The sequence below is a fragment of the Pantoea sp. T14 genome (assembly GCF_036663535.1).
Taxonomy (GTDB): Bacteria; Pseudomonadota; Gammaproteobacteria; order Enterobacterales; family Enterobacteriaceae; genus Pantoea; species Pantoea phytostimulans.
Genome location: NZ_JAWUEB010000027.1, coordinates 58079 through 78048 on the forward strand (window position 1 = coordinate 58079; position 19970 = coordinate 78048).

The 19970-nt window shown below is 53.9% G+C and carries 16 protein-coding genes; 12 read left to right on the plus strand and 4 right to left on the minus strand.

What is annotated here, in order from left to right; all coding sequences use genetic code 11:
- Positions 1-8 precede the first annotated feature (8 nt).
- Positions 9-2450, plus strand: coding sequence for a DUF3772 domain-containing protein (locus tag SC127_RS18310; protein WP_215847267.1), 2442 nt, complete (start codon positions 9-11; stop codon positions 2448-2450).
- Positions 2451-2521: 71 nt separating this feature from the next.
- Here SC127_RS18310 and dld read toward each other — a convergent pair whose 3' ends face one another.
- The gene (dld, locus tag SC127_RS18315) at positions 2522-4225 is read right to left on the minus strand and encodes a D-lactate dehydrogenase (RefSeq protein ID WP_243078292.1); all 1704 of its coding nucleotides are present in this window, start codon (positions 4223-4225) and stop codon (positions 2522-2524) included.
- A gap of 154 nt (positions 4226-4379) precedes the next feature.
- On the opposite strand from dld, the gene bglX reads away from it, so the two are divergent.
- Both bglX and SC127_RS18325 read left to right on the plus strand, forming a co-directional pair.
- Positions 4380-6677, plus strand: a complete 2298-nt coding sequence (gene bglX, locus SC127_RS18320) for a beta-glucosidase BglX (RefSeq protein ID WP_332628233.1) — start codon at positions 4380-4382, stop codon at positions 6675-6677.
- Between the two features lie 227 nt (positions 6678-6904).
- The gene (locus SC127_RS18325) at positions 6905-7783 is read left to right on the plus strand and encodes an oxygenase MpaB family protein (protein ID WP_332627404.1); all 879 of its coding nucleotides are present in this window, start codon (positions 6905-6907) and stop codon (positions 7781-7783) included.
- Positions 7784-7873: 90 nt separating this feature from the next.
- Here SC127_RS18325 and SC127_RS18330 read toward each other — a convergent pair whose 3' ends face one another.
- A complete protein-coding gene (locus tag SC127_RS18330) occupies positions 7874-8185 on the minus strand; it encodes a hypothetical protein (protein ID WP_252515295.1) in 312 nt (103 codons plus the stop codon).
- Positions 8186-8440: 255 nt separating this feature from the next.
- On the opposite strand from SC127_RS18330, the gene SC127_RS18335 reads away from it, so the two are divergent.
- The 3 genes from SC127_RS18335 to idi all read left to right on the plus strand — a co-directional run bounded on the left by SC127_RS18335 (position 8441) and on the right by idi (position 12324).
- Positions 8441-9550 carry a suppressor of fused domain protein gene (locus SC127_RS18335; protein ID WP_243078289.1) on the plus strand — a complete coding sequence of 370 codons (1110 nt, stop codon included), beginning with the start codon at positions 8441-8443 and terminating at the stop codon, positions 9548-9550.
- Positions 9551-9745: 195 nt separating this feature from the next.
- Positions 9746-11641 (plus strand): methyl-accepting chemotaxis protein, encoded by a 1896-nt coding sequence (locus tag SC127_RS18340; RefSeq protein ID WP_243078288.1) that lies wholly within the window; start codon positions 9746-9748, stop codon positions 11639-11641.
- 149 nt (positions 11642-11790) lie between these two features.
- Positions 11791-12324: an isopentenyl-diphosphate Delta-isomerase gene (idi, locus tag SC127_RS18345; RefSeq protein WP_215847264.1), complete on the plus strand. Its 534-nt coding sequence runs from the start codon at positions 11791-11793 to the stop codon at positions 12322-12324.
- A 50-nt stretch (positions 12325-12374) separates the two neighbouring features.
- Here the strand turns inward: idi and SC127_RS18350 are convergent, their stop codons facing one another.
- Positions 12375-13844: an MFS transporter gene (locus tag SC127_RS18350; RefSeq protein ID WP_215847263.1), complete on the minus strand. Its 1470-nt coding sequence runs from the start codon at positions 13842-13844 to the stop codon at positions 12375-12377.
- A 200-nt stretch (positions 13845-14044) separates the two neighbouring features.
- Here SC127_RS18350 and osmF point away from each other — a divergent pair, with 200 nt between their 5' ends.
- From osmF to SC127_RS18370, 4 genes are read left to right on the plus strand one after another with little or no spacing between them, the layout of a single operon-like run.
- Positions 14045-14956 (plus strand): glycine betaine ABC transporter substrate-binding protein OsmF, encoded by a 912-nt coding sequence (gene osmF, locus SC127_RS18355; protein WP_215847262.1) that lies wholly within the window; start codon positions 14045-14047, stop codon positions 14954-14956.
- Positions 14957-14958: 2 nt separating this feature from the next.
- Entirely contained in the window at positions 14959-16140 is a 1182-nt protein-coding gene (locus SC127_RS18360) for an ABC transporter permease (protein WP_243078522.1), read from the plus strand.
- The gene (locus SC127_RS18365; protein ID WP_215848314.1) at positions 16127-17089 is read left to right on the plus strand and encodes an ABC transporter ATP-binding protein; all 963 of its coding nucleotides are present in this window, start codon (positions 16127-16129) and stop codon (positions 17087-17089) included. Before SC127_RS18360 ends, SC127_RS18365 begins: the two co-directional genes overlap by 14 nt.
- Positions 17077-17808, plus strand: a complete 732-nt coding sequence (locus SC127_RS18370) for an ABC transporter permease (protein ID WP_243078287.1) — start codon at positions 17077-17079, stop codon at positions 17806-17808. Before SC127_RS18365 ends, SC127_RS18370 begins: the two co-directional genes overlap by 13 nt.
- Positions 17809-17981: 173 nt before the next feature.
- On the opposite strand, the gene SC127_RS18375 is transcribed toward SC127_RS18370, so the two are convergent.
- Positions 17982-18716, minus strand: coding sequence for a MerR family transcriptional regulator (locus SC127_RS18375; RefSeq protein WP_215847261.1), 735 nt, complete (start codon positions 18714-18716; stop codon positions 17982-17984).
- Between the two features lie 149 nt (positions 18717-18865).
- Here SC127_RS18375 and SC127_RS18380 point away from each other — a divergent pair, with 149 nt between their 5' ends.
- On the plus strand, positions 18866-19429 hold the full coding sequence (locus tag SC127_RS18380) for a helix-turn-helix domain-containing protein (protein ID WP_243078285.1): 564 nt from the start codon (positions 18866-18868) through the stop codon (positions 19427-19429).
- Positions 19426-19950: a GNAT family N-acetyltransferase gene (locus SC127_RS18385; RefSeq protein ID WP_243078284.1), complete on the plus strand. Its 525-nt coding sequence runs from the start codon at positions 19426-19428 to the stop codon at positions 19948-19950. Before SC127_RS18380 ends, SC127_RS18385 begins: the two co-directional genes overlap by 4 nt.
- Positions 19951-19970: the final 20 nt, after the last annotated feature.

Consider the following 19970-nt stretch of genomic DNA (forward strand, 5'->3'; position numbering starts at 1 on the left):
CCATTCTCATGTTTAAGTTAAAATCCTTTTTTGCGCTGTTAATGCTGGCTCTGGTGGCTTTTGCGCCTGCGCTTAGCCTGGCAGCGGACGATGCGGTTAGCGCCGCTCAGGAACAAGACGAGCAACCCAAGGTTAACGCTGCGGTTGAATTGCCGAAAATGCAAAAAATCCTCGACAAGATCAAAGGTCAGGTGTCGGGGGAAACCAGTGAAAGCAAACTCAATCAGCTGAATGAGATGGCGCTTGAACTGTCGGGCAGCGCCGATACGCTGGGTCAGGCGTTGTTGCCGGATCGTCAGCAACTTGACGCGCAACTGGCGGTGCTGGGTCCGGCTCCCAAGCCAGACAGCGGCATGAAAGAGACCGCAGAAGTGGTGCGCAAACGTAGCGCCCTCGAAAGCCAGAAAGCCAAGATGGATGCACAGATCAAGCAAGCCGAAGGCATTAAAAACGGCGCGCTGATGCTGTCATCGCAAATCGTTAATCTGCGTCGTGATCAATTGAAAAGCCAGCTGGCGCTGAACTCCGGCAGTATTTTTGGGCCACGTTTTTGGGCACCGGTGTTTAATAGTCAGGATCTTGATGGCGAAAAAATCAACGACTTCCTCAGCGAACTGCAAGATACCGCTGCCATGTCGTGGGAATCGGGGTGGCGCTTTGGCACCATCGCCTGGCTGGTTGCGGCGATGCTGGTGATGACGTTAGGACGTCGTTATAGCGAAGAGTTTCTCGCCTGGGTTAGCATTCACAAAATGCCGGAAGGGCGATTGCGTCGCAGCTTCCTCGCCGCGACCATTGCACTCACCACGCTGGCTGCGGTGGTGCTGACCTTCAACTTTATCGCATTAGCGTTGACCCGCCGCGATGAAGTCTCAACGGATGTGCAGGATTTTGTTGATCGATTAGTACAGCTCAGTGTGTTTTGTGGGCTGATAGCGGGCTTAGGCCGCGCTTTCTTGTCCACGCGCCGTCCAAGCTGGCGCTTACCGGCGCTTTCCAACGAAGTGGCGCTGGCGCTGAAGCCGTTCCCGCCGATTACAGCGGTGCTGGTGTTTATATTCCAGACGGTAGAAGCCTTTAACTACAGTGTTGGCACCAGCCTGAACACAACCATTTTTGCCAATGGCTTAACCGCGCTGCTGATTGGCAGCACAGCGCTGGCGATCAGCGTGCGCACCAATCGCGTTCGTCGTCGCATGGCGCTGGCGGGCACGCCGCCAGAAGCCCGCTCTACCGTGGTAGGTTTGATACAAATGGCGTTGACGCTGACAGCGGTGGCGATTCTGCTGTCGCTGATCATCGGCTACGTCACGCTGGCCCGCTACTTGAGTTATGAGGTGATCTGGTGCGGCATCTTGTTTGGCTCGTTTTACTTCCTCAGTCATCTGGTCAATGACGGGTGCGAAAGTCTGTTCTCAACCAATAACTCATCTGGCAAACGCATTCAAAGTTCGCTGAATATCGATGAGCGCCACCTACAGCAGGCGGCAACGGTGTTGGCGGCAATCGGCAAAACATTTCTGATTCTGTTTGTCGCGTTGGCCTTGCTGAATGGTACGTTCGCCTCGTCAACGCCGATTGAGCTGCTGCAAAAAGCTATCGAATTCTGGGGTGGTAAAGGACTGGAATCGCTGAATATTGTGCCAGCGCACATGGTAAATGCGATTATCTGTCTTATTGTGGGTATTTATGTGCTGCGTTCGGTGCGCCGTTGGCTGGATAACGATTTCCTGCCAAAAACCACCATGGACGTGGGCATGCGCGTTTCACTGGTGACCCTGTTCAGCAATATAGGCTACGTACTGATTATCCTGCTGACGCTGTCTATCATGGGCTTACAGTGGAATAAGCTGGCATGGATCGTCAGCGCCTTGTCGGTCGGTATCGGTTTTGGCTTGCAGGAAATAGTGAAAAACTTTATCTCGGGCCTGATCCTACTGACTGAACGTCCGGTAAAAGTGGGTGATCTGGTGAGCATAAGCGGAATCGAAGGGGATATTCGTCGCATTAACGTGCGCGCCACCGAGATTCAGCTCAGCGATAAATCCACGGTGATTGTGCCGAACTCGCAGCTCATTTCGCAAAACGTACGCAACGCAACGATGGGCAATGCACAAGGTGTGGTCACTATTTTGCTGACCTTCCCATTAGATATCGATCCTGTGCAGGTGCGTGAAATTTTGCTGGAAGTGTATAACGAAAACGAACGTATTCTGGAAACACCGGAACCGTCGGTCTCGTTCAAGGATCTGACTCCGCAGGGCATTGTACTGAGCGTAACCGGAAACGTAGCAGGGCAACGACAGATTTCAGGCGCCAAAAGCGATCTGCTGTTCGACATCCTGACGCGACTGCGCAAAGAGGGCATTATGCTGTCCGCGCCGCAGACGATGATTATTGAGCGTCGTCATCAAGCAGCGGTTGCCGCTGCTGAAGAGCAAATGCCGTAAAGACAAAAAGGCCTCCGCATGTGCGGGGGCCTTTTGCTTTAAACCGCCCTCAGCATTTCTCCTCGCGCAGATTAAATCTGTTTCACCGCCCAGCCTTTCTGTTTGCTGGTTTTGCCGATGCCCGGATTAAACGTGTTGGTGGGATCGAGTTGGCGATAAAACGACGCCAGCTGCGGTTTGGCCTGATAAAGATGACCGACATTGTGCTCTGCCGGATACTCCGCCCCACGCGCTTGCAATATCGCCAGCATTTTCTCTTTTAATGCGTGCGCATCTACCCCTTTTTTCACGATGTAATCCTGATGAAAAACGTGGCAAAAGAAGTGCCCGTAATAAAGGCTGTGGCTCAGTGACTGGGTGATCTCTGCGGGCAGCGTTTCAAACCAGTCACGATCGTTGCGGCGCAGTGCAATATCCAGCGCCAAAATCTCTTCGACTTCGTCAGCATGGACTGCGTGATAGCGCACCGCGGCCCCCGCTGCGGCAAAGCGATGCAGAAAGGCATGTGCGCCCTCTTTGCCTTCACATTCGAAGAATTCACCACCGCCTTCGCGGAAATAATCTTTTAGATATTCGCGCGCTTCCTGCACGCCGTCGCCAGACATTTTCAGCATGAGATGATGCGCATATTTATCGCGATACTGCTTCATGCGCTTGGGTAAATGCGCGGGGAACAGGCGGCTCAGACGCTGCAGCAGGCGATCGCTGAAGTGCGGTTTAACAAAAGAGAGTTTTGTCAGCCAGGCATCCACGCGGCCTTTTAATGTGAAAAACAGCGGCATTTTGTCGGTGCCGAGTTTGTCGATCATCAAAAAGGTGTCTTTGCCGTAAACTTCAGCGATGTCGTAGATGTCACGGTGCATATATTCACCCGCTACCGGCAGGTTTTTAAAGTGCGCGAGCATGTGACGACGAATGTCGCTCAATACCGAGACATCATTGGTGCCGATGTAAAACACCTGCTGCTGCGGTTCGGTGGGAAAAGTATCAAGTCGCACGGCAAATACTGCCAGCTTGCCTGCACAACCCGAGGCTTCAAATAGCCGACGCGCGTCAGCGTTAAAGCGTGCCGGTGTATCGGCATCAACCTCACGAACTCGCTCAGCGTATTCATTATCTGATGCATGACGACCATCATGCTGAACATCGTTGGTCTGCCAGCGATCGTCATCGAGACGTCCTAAAATCTCTTCTGGCGAGGTGCCAAGATCGATGCCCAGATGGTTCACCAGCTTCAACTTGCCTTGTGCATCTCTCTGTGCAAACAGCGCCATTTCGCTGTATGCCGGGCCGCGTTTGATCAGCGAACCGCCGGAGTTATTACAGATTCCGCCCAATACGGATGCGCCAATGCAGGATGAACCGATGACTGAATGCGGCTCACGCCCCAGCGGTTTCAGCGCTTTTTCCAGTTGATACAGCGTGCTGCCCGGAAACGCTAAGATCTGTTTTCCCTCATCAATGAGCTGTAGCTTATCAAGCCGCAGCGTACTGATAATCACTACCGGACGATCGTAATCATTGCCTTGTGGGGTTGAACCTTCGGTCAAGCCGGTGTTGGCCGCTTGCATCAAGATGATCGCGTCGGCGTTCACCAGCGTTTGCAGCACTCGCCACAGCTCCAACAGCGTGCCGGGAAAGACCACCGCCAGCGCATCACCTTCGCCTGAGCGAAAGCCTTTACGGTAGCGTGCCGTCTGTGCTGCTTCAGTAAGCAGGTGAGAAGAGCCGACCAAACGGCGTAAATCTGCGAGTAGGGCGGAGGCGTTAATCATGGGCAATTCCCTTGTCTTATTCATGCGTCCTTACTGTAGCACGTCAACCGCGCAGGACCAGTGTGACAGCAGCGGCTACCTGCTATCCTCTTCTTGTGGCAAACTGCCGCCAGTTAATTCGATATTGCGCAGTCACTTAAGAGAACCCGACCTGATGAAATGGATTTACTCTGTTAGTCTCGCTGTCTCCCTCGCTATTCAACCCGCCTTAGCGGAGGAGCTGATTGGTAATCACCCGATGACGGAGCAGGCACGTGATGCCTTCGTCAACGATCTGCTTAAAAAAATGACGCTGGATGAGAAAATCGGTCAGCTACGTTTGATAAGCGTCGGCCCCGACAATCCGAAAGAAGTCATCCGCGAGATGATTCAAAAAAACCAGGTTGGCGCCATTTTCAATACGGTTACGCGCCAGGATATTCGCGCGATGCAGGATCAGGCGATGCAGCTCAGCCGCCTGAAAATTCCGTTGTTCTTCGCGTATGACGTGGTTCATGGTCAGCGCACCATTTTCCCCATTCCGCTGGGTTTAGCGGCCAGTTGGGATCTGGATGCAGTTGGCGATGTCGGACGCATTTCTGCCTATGAAGCCGCAGATGATGGTTTGAATATGACCTGGGCACCCATGGTTGATGTCAGCCGCGAACCGCGCTGGGGTCGCGTTTCGGAAGGCTTTGGCGAAGATACCTGGCTGACCTCTGAAATGGGTCGCAGCATGGTGCAGTCGATGCAAGGTAAAAACGCGGCAGATCGTTACTCCATCATGACCAGCGTGAAGCACTTCGCACTGTATGGCGCAGTAGAAGGCGGACGTGATTACAACACCGTTGATATGAGTCCGCAGCGTATGTTCCAGGACTACCTGCCGCCTTATAAGGCTTCGCTAGATGCCGGCAGCGGTGGCGTGATGGTCTCGCTGAATTCCATCAATGGCGTACCGGCAACTGCTGATGGCTGGTTGCTGAAAGATCTGCTGCGCGGCGAATGGAAGTTCAAAGGCATTACCATCAGCGACCATGGCGCGATCAAAGAGCTGATCAAGCACGGTGTCGCCAGCGATCCGCAGGATGCAGTGCGCATTGCGCTGAAAGCGGGCGTCGACATGAGTATGAGCGACGAGTACTACAGCAAATATCTGCCGGGTTTGGTGAAAAGTGGCGCGGTCAGCATCGCGGAAATCGATGATGCTGCGCGTCATGTGTTGAACGTTAAATATGATATGGGGCTGTTTAACGATCCTTACAGCCATCTCGGTCCGAAAGAAAGCGATCCTCAGGACACCAACGCTGAAAGCCGTCTGCACCGTGCGGAAGCTCGCGATGTGGCGCGTAAGAGTATGGTGTTGTTGAAAAATCGCCTGGAAACCTTGCCGCTGAAGAAATCGGGCACGATTGCGCTGGTGGGGCCGCTCGCAGACAGCCAACGTGACATCATGGGCAGCTGGTCAGCCGCGGGCGTCGCGAAGCAATCCATTTCGCTGCTGCAAGGCATGCGCAATGCAACAGCGGGCAAAGCGACGCTGCTGTATGCCAAGGGTGCCAACATTTCTGACAATAAAGGCATTCAGGATTTCCTCAATCTCTACGAACCTGCGGTAACGGTCGATAAGCGCTCGCCGCAGGCGTTGATTGACGAAGCCGTCGAGAAAGCCAAACAGGCGGATGTGATTGTCGCAGCGGTAGGTGAAGCGCAGGGCATGGCGCATGAAGCGTCCAGCCGCAGCGATTTGGTGATTCCGCAAAGCCAACAGAACTTGCTGGCCGCGCTGAAAGCAACCGGTAAACCGCTGGTGATTGTCCTGATGAATGGTCGTCCGCTGACGGTAGTCAAAGAAGATCACATGGCCGACGCGATGCTTGAAACGTGGTTTAGCGGCACTGAAGGCGGCAACGCAATCGCTGATGTGCTGTTCGGGGACTACAATCCTTCCGGTAAACTGCCCGCTTCGTTCCCGCGTTCGGTTGGACAGATACCCATTTACTACAATCACTTGCCAACGGGTCGCCCTTACAATCCGGAGAAGCCTAACAAGTACACTTCGCATTATTATGATGCGGTCAACGGCCCGCTGTACCCGTTTGGTTATGGCCTGAGTTACACCACCTTTACGGTGTCGCCGGTCAAGATGTCTTCGCGCACCATGCCGCGCAACGGCACCATCGACGCCAGCGTGACGGTGACCAACAGTGGCAAACGTGACGGCGCAACCGTGGTGCAGCTTTATCTGAATGATCCCGTGGCGACAATGAGTCGTCCGGTGCAGGAGTTGCGCGGCTTTAAGCGCATCATGCTGAAAGCGGGTGAATCGCAGACGGTGACGTTTAAGATTGACGTTGATGCACTGAAGTTCTGGAATCAGCAGATGCAGCATGTCGCTGAGCCAGGTAAATTCAATGTGATGATCGGGTTGGATTCTGTACGAACCCAGGATGCGCAGTTCGATTATTTGTAAGTCTGTTTCGTTTGTGCTGGCCGATCCTGGATTGTGCTGGCTGTCCTCCATCCCAGCCTTCCCCCGCTTGCGTAGGAAGGAGACGCTGCCACATGCAGGTAAAGCACTGATACAGGGCAGTGTCTTCCTTCCCCATTTATGGGGAGGGCTGAGGTGGGGACAAACGACCTCGCCCTTAACAGGACCGAAGTGAGAGCAAACGACGCCTGACTCTGAGAAAACTCACTATGGTTAACATCCGATACCGCATCCAGCAGCAGGTTTTTCGCCTGAATGGTCTGGCGCTTAATGAATTCGATATTTCTCAACCGCCGGGTGATCCGGGCCTGTTTGGCCCCGACAGTGTAATCTGGCGCGTACACGGCGATTTTTCCTCAATGATGTGCGGTGGCATCAGTGCGCTTTTTTTGCAGATGTTACATCCGGCCGCGCTGGCGGGCGTATGGGATCATTCCAACTTTCGTGAAGATATGATGGGGCGCCTGCGCCGCACCAGCCAGTTCATTGCCGTCACCACTTTTGGTAATCAACACGACGCGCAATTTCTTATTGAGAAGGTAAAGCGTATCCATCTCAGGGTCAGCGGCGTAGACAGCGAAGGAAAACCCTATGCCGCCAGCGATCCGCATCTGTTGACTTGGGTGCACGTCGCCGAAACCAGTCGCTTTCTGGCCGCCCATCTTCGCTATAAAAATCCGTCGCTAAGTCCAGCGGAACAAGATCGTTACTACGCCGAGGCGGCCATTGTCGCTGAAGCGCTGGGCGCAGAAAAAGTGCCAAAAAGTTGTGCAGCTATAGAAGATTATCTGCAATCGATGCGCAGCGAATTGCGTTTCGATGCACGCACCGCAGACGTCACCCATACCTTGATGAATGCGCCCGCACCAAGCTGGCAGGCGAAACCGGTGATGAAAACCATGCTGAAAGCGGGTGTTGGGTTGATGCCGGATTGGGCGCAGGAGATGTCTGGTTATCGCATCGGGCATTGGCAGCAATCACTGCTTGATCGGCAGATCAACGTTATCTCTGCCGCACTGCGCTGGTCGATTCAGCGCGGCGCTTATCAGCGTGCCATGCAGCGTATGGGCAGAAATCCTCAAAGCTGAAATATTACCCAGGCTAACCGGTTAGAACGCTTTTTTCGCGGCGGACACCGGGAAATTTGTGCTAATTGTCACCGGATCCTTTAACGCCTTTTAACTCTTGAGCCCATCCTGTTTGCGGTGATAAGTACGCGGTGTTTTAGCCTCCCGGCGGAGTGTAATTTGTCGTAGCTGATAGTGATAAAACAGCATGCCTAATCCAAAGCCAGACAGCGCCAGCGGTGGCAGACTGTAATAAAGATCGGCAGGTAAAATCATTATAATGACCAAGCCTAACGCCATTAACGTAACAGCAATCATCACCCAGGTATGGCGATAATAGAGCCACGCAAATATCGCCAAAATCACCGCCTCACGAAATCCAAAATCTAATGTGCCCAGCAACATGTTAACTCTCTCTGGCATTTATCCGCATCCGTTGACGATAGCACTGGCTTACTCGGTCCAATCGCGGAATAAACTGCATAAAGCGCGGTATATAATCTTAAGCCAAATTACGGGTTTGATCGGGGTAATCACCATTTCCAGTTTGCGTTAATCAGTTTGCTTAAACTGTGCTTTTCACACTTTGAGAGTTTTACCCTTGTCACATGTGGCGGCAGTCAGGATCCTGCTCTAATCTCGGGGAAAATGACTTCCTCCTGGTTTTGTCGAGGCTCTATGACGTACCAACCTCTGATTGCCGAAGTCCACAATCAGCAACGTACCCTGACGGCGATTGTCGAACAGGATGCGCGCACCGCTTACTTCTACATCTGGCCGACGGATCTGTTTCGTAGCCAATATGCGGTGCGTGGCTGCTGGTTGCGTAACCTTGAGCCCGCTCCCGCGTTAGAAGATCGCGAAGCGATGGAGCAGGGCATTGCGCCGCTGTTGAGCGCTGAATTCTGCCGCACGCTGGAAGCGGAGCCTGCCCTGGATCCCGCCGGGCTTCAGGTGCTGTGGGAACCCAGCGATGATGGTGCAGCGTTGTGGTATTACGGCCAACTGCTGGCGGTAATTCCGGGATGGAGCCTGTATCAGGATAAGCAAGTGAGCTTTTCTGCGGGCTGCATCAAAAAGAATCGGTTAACCGCGCCGCTGGGTTCCGCCTCTACCAATGAATACTACGCACGTGCTGAGCAGCAGCGCCAATTCTGGCGCGAATGGCATGACGGCAGCGAATGGGACCGGGTACAAAAAGAATTGATGGTGAGTTACCAGGCGCAGTTTGGCGAATCGGTAAAATATTACGCCATCGATCAGGGTAGCTGGCCGCCTATGGCGATTTCGCAGCACTGGCACAAAGGCATTTGGTATTTCCTGACGCTGGGTATGAGCATTCGTCCTATGCCGCAGGTGGATTACTTGTTTGACGAGTTAGCCCCGCAGTATCGCCGCATCGAACTGGCGATGGCGGTGGATGGCGAAGTGATGACCGAAAGCAATGCGGTGCAGATGGCCAGTGCGCTGGCGGAGTTCGTTCATCTGCCGTGGGCGCGCCTGACCTGGCTGGGCGAAGGTCATACGCTGGCATCAGAAGTTGCGCCGGTGGGCTTTGAGAGCTTCCTGCTGGCTAATGAGCTGGCCGAAGACAAAGCGCAGTTTAAATTGCCGAAGCGCGATGATGACCGACCCAAACTGTTGTGGGCCACGCCGGTAACAGAAGCGGAGCGTATATTTGCTCAGGCGGATGAACAGGGCGGTCAGCGGCTGCGAGAGCTATTAACCGCGCAGGGCAGCAATCATATTTTCCGACCCCGACAGCAAGTGGTTGATTCACCCGAGTAACCTTCAGCTCTTATCCCGGCTCTTTCGTCTGCACGCGGAGCAGAGCCGGTGGTTTTTTTATCGCGCCTGCTAACTAAATCCTTACCCTTATCAACTATTTCGTCAATCTGTGATCTCGCCCACCTCAAGTTCCTCACGGCCGCGCCGTTAAACCGGATCAGGCAATTGCGCCGCACCAGGCTCGAGGGAACAAAGATGTTTAAAACAACCCAATCCCGCTTCACCGCAACACTCATCGCATTCTTTATTTTATTGATGCTGATTACCGTATTGGTGATCAACCAGTTTGTCGCACCACAGCTCATTCATAACGAAAGCCGTCTGGTGCGTTATCAGGTTGATTCGCTTGCCAGCGGCATCGTAGAGCAGATGAACCGCGTACAGGCGCAGCAACGCGCCATCACTGAAGCGGCATCGGTGATGGAAAGCGCCACCATCGATACGCTGCTGCCGACGTTAGTGAACCAATATCAGGACAGCAACGTATTTGGCGGCGGCATCTGGCCGTTACCTAATCGTCGTGATGCTGACAAAGAGAAAAACAGCAGCTTTTTCGCCCGTAATGCCAGTAATCAACTGCAGGTAAACACCTACTGGAACTCTGACGCTGCCGACAAATATTGGGAGCAGTCTTGGTACAAGGATGGCTTAGCAGCGGCAAAAGGGCAGTGCGCTTGGGCAAAAGCGTACCAGGATGCTGCCAGCCCGCAGCCGCGCACCAACTGTGCCATGGCCATTTATCGTGATGGCAACGTTTGGGGGGTCGCAACCATTGACGTGACGCTCGGCTTCTTCAATCAACTGGCAAAACAGATGGGTGAAGCCATTCAGGGCAACGTGCTGATTGTGGAAGCTGATGGCAAGGTGGTCGGAAACGCCGCGCTGGTTGATGCCACACCGAAGCTTGAGAATCTGGCTGACCTGCAATCGCCGATGGCGGCACCGTTGAAAGCATTGCTGGCAGGTGCAGGCACACAGCCCGCTGAGTCAACATTCGACAGTGATGAGGGCGAGCAAACGCTGTTCTTGCAGGCGATCCCTAACAGTCCGTGGTATCTCGCCAGCAGCGTGCCCACCAGTTTGCTAAAAGCGCAATCCCACAACATGTTGACGCGCCTGGGCTTAGTGCAGATCCCGCTGGCAGTGATTCTGCTGCTGGTGCTGCTGGGTTTCGTGCGTACCATGATGAAACGCCTCAACGTGCTTAATAGCAATATTGAAGCGTTATCAATGGGCGGCGCGGATTTAACCCAGCGTTTGCCTGCCAGCAATAGCCCAGAATTCAATGCGGTAGCGCAAAGCTTTAACCAGTTTATTAGCTACCTGCAAGGCCTGATGCGTCAGGTTGGAGAAAGCGCATTGGCGATCACCGCCGCCTCACGTGAAATTGCCAGTGGCAATGCCAACTTATCGTCACGTACCGAAGATCAGGCCAGTTCGATTGTTGAAACGGCGGCATCAATGGAGCAGCTGACGGGCACGGTGCGACAGAACGCGGATAACGCAACCCATGCTAACCAGCTGGCGGATGGCGCGTCACAAGTGGCAGCACGCGGCACCGACGTGGTGCGGCAGGTGGTGACCACCATGGGCGAAATTCACCATTCGTCGCGCAAAGTGGTGGATATCATCAGCGTTATCGACAGCATCGCGTTTCAAACTAACATCCTGGCCTTGAACGCAGCGGTGGAAGCTGCACGTGCTGGCGAGCAGGGGCGCGGATTTGCGGTGGTGGCATCGGAAGTGCGCAATCTGGCACAGCGCTCGGCTAATTCCGCGCGTGAAATCAAAAAGCTGATTGAGGAGTCAGTAGCCAACATCGATGCGGGTAGTCAGCTGGTGGAACAGGCCGGTAACACCATGGATGAGCTGATGCAGGGCGTGAGCAGCGTGACCACCTTAATGAGTGAAATCATGTCAGCCAGCCGTGAGCAGAGCATGGGCATTGAGCAGGTCAATATTGCCATTACGCAGCTTGATGGCACCACGCAGCAAAATGCCGTGCTGGTTGAACAAGTCTCTGCCGCCGCGCAGGCTATGGAAGTGCAAAGCGTGCAGCTGGAATTGGTGGTTCAAAGCTTCAAATTGTAAATTTTCAATGGGCCAGCGCGGCTGGCCCAATTTTTTTCCTCGCTCGAAACCCTTGTCTGACATGGCCTGACGGCAAATAGCACGATTTTATGCGCTCCATATGCCAAATCCTGTGCCAAAATAGTTAGGAATAAGCTCAAGGAACCGACATGTCTGCTATTGAAGTTATCCTCGTCGACCATCTTGATCGTCCCACCGGCAAAATGGAAAAGCTGGAAGTGCATGAGAAAGGATTATTGCACCGTGCGGTGACGGTTTACGTCTTCAATTCCCGACAGGAATTGCTGTTACAACGTCGCGCCAGCGAAAAATATCACTGCGGCGGATTATGGAGCAACACCTGTTGCGGCCATCCGTATCCGCATGAATCCACCCAGGATGCGGCCGAACGTCGCCTGCGTGAAGAGATGGGCATGAACGTCTCACTGACGCCGATGTTTGAGCTGAGCTACAACCTGCCGCTGAGTAACGGTTTGACCGAACATGAATATGGTCACGTATTTTTTGCCGTTTGCGATGCATTGCCGCACCTCAACCCGGAAGAAGCGGATGCGTTTGAATACCGTCCAATGGAAAAGATTCAGCAACAGATGGAGCAAAATCCTCAGCAGTTTACGCCGTGGTTTCTTTACACCTTTCCGCGTATTCCTGCCTACATCGACGCTTTTTCTTTCCCTGCATAAATCAAGAATGGCATAAAAAAAGCCGCACCTTTTAGGGTGCGGCTTGTGTCTTAGCGATTAAAATCTTCCGCATCAACGTCGTAGCCCGAGGGTTCCCAGCGAATCGCCAGCAGCGCCAGCAAACCCGCCAGCGGAGCGAGAAAGATGACCCAGAAAACCCCGGTGCCCAGCGCAGCGACCAACACCGGAAAAAGGAACAGCGAAACGGTTGAGCTGCCGCGCATCAGCGTCTGGTTAAAGCCCACGCCAACGCCGCGCAGCGAAGTCGGGTAACTCAGCGAGGCATACGTCATGGTGTGCGAACCGGGACCAAAACCCTGACCAAACAGGAACAGCGCCAGCATCGCGATCGCTAATGCGGCTTCTTGTCCGCCTTCCGGGCGACCAATCAAGGCCAGTCCTAACAGTGCAATACATTGACACGCATATCCCGCCACCGACATCTTCCACGCCCCCAGACGCGGCACCAGCCGTACCGCAAGGATCCCGCCGACAAAGGCAAACAGCAGGTTCAGCGCCAGCGACACCAAAATGGTGGTGAGCATCGATTGCGCCAGGAAGCTGGAAATGATCACCGGTAAACCAAACGCCACGGCATTGTAAGCAAACGCTGAGGCGATCGAGGTTATGGTCGCCAACACCGTTCGGCGTAGGTAAACGCCCTGCAACAGCGCGCCATAATTACGCCAGCTGGCGCGACGTGCCGGTTTTTCTGGCGTCAGCGGCGCATCTTTTGCGACCTGCGCATTAATATTCCACGCGCTGCGCAGAATATTAGCGGCTCCCTGTAAATCGCCCTGGTTGGCTGCCCATACCGGCGATTCGCTCATGTAGCGGCTGCGAATCAGGATTATCAAAATAGCCGGTACCGCACCAAAGCCCAAAATCAAACGCCATAACCAGTCCGAATGGCTTTCTGGCAGCACCGCATACAGCAGCAGCACCAGCAGATAGGAAATGCTAATGGCGGCATACCAGGTCGGGCACCACATCGCTACGGAGGCGGCTTTGTTGCCTTTACCGCGCAGTTTCGAGAACTCCGCTAAAAACGCCATCGCCACCGGTAAATCAATACCGACGCCAAGCCCCATCACAAAGCGGGCACCGCCCAGCACGTACTCATTTGGCGCAAACGCACAGGCCAAAGCCGCGACCACAAAGAAAAACATATCGGCCATGAAAACCCGATAGCGACCGATTTTATCGGTGAGATAGCCGCCAATCAGCGCACCAACGATGGCACCGAAGGTGATAGCAGAAGCCACCATGCCGGTGCCGGTTGGCGTCAGGTTAAATTCACGTGCGACATCTTTGATACCGAACGCCAGTGCACCGAGGTCATACGCGTCAAGAAACACGCCGCCAAGCGCAATAGCGACCACAATCCTCGCATTGTTGCGGGCGTTATCGCTGTGGTTTATCAGATTAGAAACGTCTGACGCGCTGCGGATCCATTGCGTTTCGCCCGTAGGCGCACTCCCTGCCGTTGCCACGTGGGCTGAAGATGTTAATTCGGACATGATGTTGTCTGTTTTTTTATAAAAATGGTAACTGAGAATAATGTCTGGACGTCTAGACGTAAATTCTATTTAGTTATAGATGATAAGCTAACAATCTCGAATTGTTATTAGGATGCGCTAAAGTAGGTCGCGTATTGGCAATGCCAGGCTACGCTTTTAATGCACATCGCTATCAACAAAAAACAGAGAAGGAATGCGTCATGGCTAAGTTTCGGGGAATCGTGGGGATGGGCGCATTGCTGCTCAGCTTGGGCGTTGCGCAGGCTGCCGATCCGGTACGCGTGGGGTCGAAAATTGATACGGAGGGTTCACTGCTCGGCAATGTCATTTTGCAGGTGCTGGAGAAGCACGGTGTGAAAACGGTGAATAAAATTCAGTTGGGCACCACGCAGGTGGTGCGCGGCGCGATTACCGCCGGTGAGCTAGATATCTACCCGGAATACACGGGCAACGGCGCCTTCTTCTTTAACGATGAAAAAGACAGTGCATGGAAAAATGCTCAGCAGGGCTACGAGAAAGTGAAAAAGCTGGATGCAGACAAAAATCATCTGGTTTGGCTCACACCCGCGCCCGCTAATAACACCTGGACGATCGCGGTACGCAAAGATCTCGCGGACAAAAATCAGCTTAAATCACTGGATGATCTCAGCGCATATTTGAAAAAGGGCGGCACCTTCAAGCTGGCAGCCTCGGCGGAATTTATTGAGCGCAGCGATGCGTTACCGGCGTTTGAAAAAACCTATGGCTTCGATCTGAAACAAGATCAGCTGTTGTCCCTGGCGGGCGGTGATACGGCTGTCACCATCAGTGCAGCGGCGCAGCAAACTTCCGGGGTTAATGCGGCAATGGCTTATGGCACCGATGGTCCCGTTGCGGCCCTGGGTTTGCAAACGTTAAGCGACCCGAAAGGCGTCCAGCCGATCTATGCGCCTACGCCAGTGATTCGCGAGTCAGTGCTGAAAGCTTACCCGGAGATCGGCAACTGGCTGAAACCGGTATTTAGTGCGCTGGATGAGAAAACGTTGCAACAGCTGAATGCCAAAATTGCTGTCGATGGGCAGGATGCCAGCAGCGTAGCCACTCAATGGCTGCAACAGAAAAAGCTCTTGTAACCATGCTGTTATCGCGGGATGCGATAATCCGCCCACGCCATTCTCCGGTTGCGCTGCTGCTGGTGGTAGTAATTATCATCAGCTTAGTGAGCCTGCCTTTTCTCAAATACGCCGCCAATCGCCTGGTTGGCGGGCAACCTTTGATGCTGTGGCAGATTAAAGATGCGGCGATGTTGTTGCCGCCGCTGGCGCTGCTGCTGGGGCTGCTGTGGTGTAAGTCGTCGCGCACAACGTTGCTGCTATCATTGCTCGCCAGTGAAGTGCTCCTGGCGGGAATGATCTGGCTCAGCGGCCATCAGGCGACGCTGCTGGCGGAGCAAGGTAGCCCGCTGGCGCGAACCAGTTTTGGCAGCGGCATGTGGTGCGCCAGTGGATTAACGCTATTACTGATGACGGATGTAATACGCCGCGTAACCCGCCATCGATTTGCGCAGCTGCTGCTGAATCTTCAAGTATGGATCATTCCACTCTTGCTGCTGTTTAGCGGCACGCTTGAGCACCTGTCATTACTTAAAGAGTATGCCAATCGGCAGGCCGTTTTTGATGCAGCTCTAACGCGACATTTGCTGCTGCTGGGCGGCACCGTGCTGCCAGCGCTGCTGATTGCGCTGCCGCTTGGCGTGGCGCTTTATCGTCGGGCTCACTGGCAAAGCAGCGTATTCAGCGTGCTCAACGTGATTCAAACCGTGCCTTCGGTGGCGCTGTTTGGGCTACTGATCGCACCGTTAGCCGGTCTGGCTAATCGTTTTCCGTGGCTGGGCGAGTGGGGCATTAGCGGTATTGGTATGGCACCCGCATTGATCGCGCTGGTACTGTATGCCTTGCTGCCGCTGGTTCGCAGCGTGGTAGTGGGTTTGCAGCAGGTGCCGCATGAGGTGCGTGAAAGTGCGCGCGGAATGGGAATGGGCGAGCGCCAGCAATTTTTTGCCGTTGACGTGCCGCTGGCGCTGCCGGTGTGGTTGGCGGGACTGCGTGTGGTGGTGGTGCAAACTTTAGGGATGGCGGTGGTGGCCGCGTTGATTGGCGCAGGCGGGTTCGGTGCCATTATTTTTCAGGGCCTGCTGAGTAGTGCGCTGGATTTGGTGCTGCTGGGCGTTATTCCTGTGATTGCGCTGGCGGTGGTGATTGATGCGCTGTTCCGGTTGCTGATCTCTCTGCTGGAGAAAAAAGATGATTCAGTTTGATGGCGTGACCAAGTATTTCGCCGGAAAAGCGGCAGTAAAAAATCTGTCGCTAACGGTGGGGAAGGGTGAATTCAGCGTGCTGCTGGGCACCTCAGGTTCAGGCAAATCCACCACCTTAAAAATGATTAACCGCTTGATTGAGGCAGATGAGGGCGAAATTCGTTTTGCCGGTGAAGCGATTCGTCAAATGGAGGCGCGCACTTTACGTCGCCGCATGGGCTACGCCATTCAATCCATCGGCCTGTTTCCCCACTGGACGGTGGAGAAAAACATCGCCACGGTACCCGTCTTGTTAGGCTGGTCAAAGGTGCGAGTAAGCGAGCGGGTCGAGGAGTTGTTCTCGCTGCTGAGCCTTGATCGACAACTGCTAAAGCGTTATCCACATCAGCTTTCTGGCGGGCAGCAGCAGCGCGTTGGCGTGGCACGCGCGTTGGCGGCCGATCCAGAAGTGCTGCTGATGGATGAGCCTTTCGGGGCACTTGATCCGGTCACGCGCGGGGCACTGCAACAGGAAATGTTGCGTATCCATCGCTTATCGGGCCGAACCATTGTGCTAGTGACGCATGATATCGACGAAGCGCTGACCCTGGCCGATAACATTGTGTTAATGGATGAGGGCGAAATCGTGCAACAGGGCAAGCCGGTCGAACTGCTGACTCAGCCCAAAAATGAGTTTGTGCGTAATTTCTTTGGCCGCAGTGAAATGGGCGTGCGGTTACTGGCGCTGGGACAAGCGGGGAATGCGGCACGGCGCGGTGAATGGCTGGAAGGCGAACCGATTGCCGCTGCGCTGACGCTGCGTGAAGCACTGTCGCAGTTTATCACCCGCCGTACCGACAAATTGCCGGTGGTGGACGATCGGCAACAACCGATTGGCGTACTTCACTTCAATGATTTGCTTAATCTGCGCGAGCTTAATCTCCGTGAGGGCGTGCAATGCGCTGGTTAAAAGATCCGTTACTGTGGTTGGTTATCCTTTATCTTGCGCTGCTCAGCGCCATGCCTTACAGCGCGCCGCTGTTTGCCCACTGGTTTCCTGAGCTGGCGCGTCCGCTTTATCAGCAGGACAGCTTTTGGCAGTTGACGCTGGCGCACCTTTTTTTAGTGGTGACGGCCAGTTTGCTGGCGATAGTGATCGGCGTGGGAAGTGGGGTAGCGGTGACGCGTCGCAGCGGGCGCGCTTTTCGTCCCTTGATTGAGACAATTGTTGCCGCTGGACAAACTGTTCCACCGGTGGCGGTATTAGCCATTGCTGTGCCGGTAATGGGATTCGGCGCCTGGCCTGCGATCGTCGCGTTGCTGTTATATGGGCTGTTGCCCATTTTGCAGGGCACGTTAGCGGGTATTGATAGCGTACCCGCCAGCAGTCGCGAAATTGCGCGAGGCGTCGGCATGAACGCATGGCAGCGTTTATGGCAGGTTGAGTTAGCGCTGGCTGCGCCAGTGATCATCGCCGGTATTCGTACCTCGGTGATCATTAATATAGGTACCGCCGCGATTGCCTCAACCGTGGGCGCAAAAAGCCTGGGTTCGCCGGTGATTATCGGTTTGAGCGGCTTTAATACCGCCTACGTTATTCAGGGAGCCTTGCTGGTTGCGCTGTTAGCGATTGTCAGCGATCGCCTGTTTGAGCGCTTGCAGCGTTGGTTTAGTTTGAATGAACGATAAGGCTATAACCCACTAGCATCATGCCGCCCGTGCCGCCAACAGCCATGATGAAAAACAGAGTTGCGAAGAAGATTTTTTGCCAGTTCATGAAGAAACCTGAGTGGATGACGTGGAGCGGGGGATAATAGCGCGCGCGAGGCAGGAGGCAAAGTGCCCAGCGTGCGTTTTTGTTATCAAGGCGTTTCGTGCAGATGAACGGTATAACCTTGCTCTTTCCAGTGTTCCATCTGTTCCTGCTGGCGACGCGTCAGCTTTTTACCGGTCCAGACAAACATATTCATGCCTGGAAACAACTCTGGGCGCGGCAGATCAAGTGGTTCAGCCAAGACATCGATACGCCAGCCATGTTGCGAAAGACGCCAGCCTTCCAGCCAAATACGGGTACGATCATCAGTGCCCCAGCCAATAATCAATGCATCTTTACCGGCTTTCTTGCGGCTTGCCGTAAGGCAGAAAGCCACGTAATCGATCAATATGCCATCAAGCAGACTGCACATGGTGCGCGCCGTGTTTTGATCCAGTCCGAGCTTCTGTCTTACCGGCATGAAAACATGATCGATAAGGGCATCAACGGGATGTTCACGACCAATTGTCGCGATTTTATTGCGTAATTTAGAGGGGCGAACGTGACGTAAAACGCTAATCAATTCGTCTTGTAGGGCGGTCCAGCCATCATGCGCATCAACGTCACCGCCTTCCAGCAACGCTTTGACTTTCCCAACCGGCACGCCACTTTCTATCCAGCGTTTGATCTCTTCAATGCGATTAACATCGACGTCGTCGAACTGGCGATGTCCACCTTCAGAGCGTTGTGGCTTTAATAAGCCGTAGCGTCTTTGCCATGCGCGCAAAGTTACCGGGTTTATCCCACAGCGTTCGGCCACATCACCGATACTGTATAAGGTCATACTTTCCTCTTCATGCTGACCTGAGTCGAAACACCATAACCAGGCAAGCTAAGTTGTACAATACTTTTTTGCCTGTACAACTTGCCGGCGGGCTTATTTTGTTTGTATTCTCACTTATGAGAATAATTTCCCAAAAGTGAGACATAATCATGCAGATTCAAGATACCGAACAACGCTTAGCGGCGCGTCTTGCAGAGCTTCGACTGCAACGCGGCTGGTCGCTGGATGAACTTTCAATCGCAACCGGAATCAGTCGCGCTTCATTATCACGTATTGAACGCAGCGAGACCAGCCCAACAGCCGCGCTCCTTAATCGCCTCTGCGTGGCTTATGGATTAACCATGTCACGCTTGTTAAGCGAAGTAGAAGAGGGCGTAGACTTACTGCTTACGCGTGACCAGCAGCCGGTCTGGCAAGATGAAACCAGCGGGTTTCACCGCCGTAACGTTTCACCCCCTGCCACTCATTTTAGATGCGAATTGGTTGAGGGCAAGTTACGTCCCGGCGCTCGTATCGATTATGACGCGCCGCCACTGCACGGCATGGAGCAACATATCTGGCTACGTGAAGGCGAACTCACTGTCAGCATGGATTCGCAGCAGTGGACGATGAAAGCGGGTGACAGTTTACGTTTTCACTTAACAGGAAAATCCTCTTTCGCTGCACATCTGACAGAAGGTGCGCGCTATTTACTGGTGGTGTGCAAACCATGATCGATTATGAGCCGCTTAATGCGAGGCAGGCGCAACAGGTTTTGCCGCAGTTATGTGATGTTCTACAGGCGTGCGTGGTTGAGGGGGCCAGCATTGGTTTTGTGAATGCTGACGATCGGGAAGTCATAACGCAGTTTTGGCAGAATAAAATACGTAGCCTCGCCAGCGGCGAGTGTGAGCTGCTGGTCGCGCGTCAGCATGGCGTGGTGGCAGGCACCGTGATGGTGAATTACAGCAGTATGCCGAACGGCCGCCATCGTGCTGAAATCAGTAAACTGCTGGTGCGGCCGCAGGCTCGGCGTCAGGGCATTGCGCGTCAATTAATGCAACAGGCTGAGCAGCGTGCCCGCGAGCAAGATAAAGTATTACTGGTGCTGGATACGCGCAGCGGTGATGTTGCCAGCGATCTCTACCTTTCGCTTGGTTGGCAGATTGCTGGGTCGATTCCGTTTTATGCAGAATCGACAGCGGGAATATTGGATGCCACAACGGTGATGTTTAAAGTGTTAAAAAAAGTTTAGCGCGATTAGTGTGTTACACA

Bases quoted from the DNA above. Each gene is read 5' to 3' on its own strand.
- osmF (WP_215847262.1), top strand. From the start codon at position 14,045: ATGGCTAAGTTTCGGGGAATCGTGGGGATGGGCGCATTGCTGCTCAGC.
- SC127_RS18370 (WP_243078287.1), top strand. From the start codon at position 17,077: ATGCGCTGGTTAAAAGATCCGTTACTGTGGTTGGTTATCCTTTATCTT.
- SC127_RS18325 (WP_332627404.1), top strand. From the start codon at position 6,905: ATGGTTAACATCCGATACCGCATCCAGCAGCAGGTTTTTCGCCTGAAT.
- SC127_RS18310 (WP_215847267.1), top strand. From the start codon at position 9: ATGTTTAAGTTAAAATCCTTTTTTGCGCTGTTAATGCTGGCTCTGGTG.
- SC127_RS18375 (WP_215847261.1), bottom strand. From the start codon at position 18,716: ATGACCTTATACAGTATCGGTGATGTGGCCGAACGCTGTGGGATAAAC.
- SC127_RS18360 (WP_243078522.1), top strand. From the start codon at position 14,959: ATGCTGTTATCGCGGGATGCGATAATCCGCCCACGCCATTCTCCGGTT.
- SC127_RS18340 (WP_243078288.1), top strand. From the start codon at position 9,746: ATGTTTAAAACAACCCAATCCCGCTTCACCGCAACACTCATCGCATTC.
- SC127_RS18335 (WP_243078289.1), top strand. From the start codon at position 8,441: ATGACGTACCAACCTCTGATTGCCGAAGTCCACAATCAGCAACGTACC.
- SC127_RS18350 (WP_215847263.1), bottom strand. From the start codon at position 13,844: ATGTCCGAATTAACATCTTCAGCCCACGTGGCAACGGCAGGGAGTGCG.
- SC127_RS18380 (WP_243078285.1), top strand. From the start codon at position 18,866: ATGCAGATTCAAGATACCGAACAACGCTTAGCGGCGCGTCTTGCAGAG.
- bglX (WP_332628233.1), top strand. From the start codon at position 4,380: ATGAAATGGATTTACTCTGTTAGTCTCGCTGTCTCCCTCGCTATTCAA.
- SC127_RS18385 (WP_243078284.1), top strand. From the start codon at position 19,426: ATGATCGATTATGAGCCGCTTAATGCGAGGCAGGCGCAACAGGTTTTG.
- SC127_RS18365 (WP_215848314.1), top strand. From the start codon at position 16,127: ATGATTCAGTTTGATGGCGTGACCAAGTATTTCGCCGGAAAAGCGGCA.
- idi (WP_215847264.1), top strand. From the start codon at position 11,791: ATGTCTGCTATTGAAGTTATCCTCGTCGACCATCTTGATCGTCCCACC.
- SC127_RS18330 (WP_252515295.1), bottom strand. From the start codon at position 8,185: ATGCCAGAGAGAGTTAACATGTTGCTGGGCACATTAGATTTTGGATTT.
- dld (WP_243078292.1), bottom strand. From the start codon at position 4,225: ATGATTAACGCCTCCGCCCTACTCGCAGATTTACGCCGTTTGGTCGGC.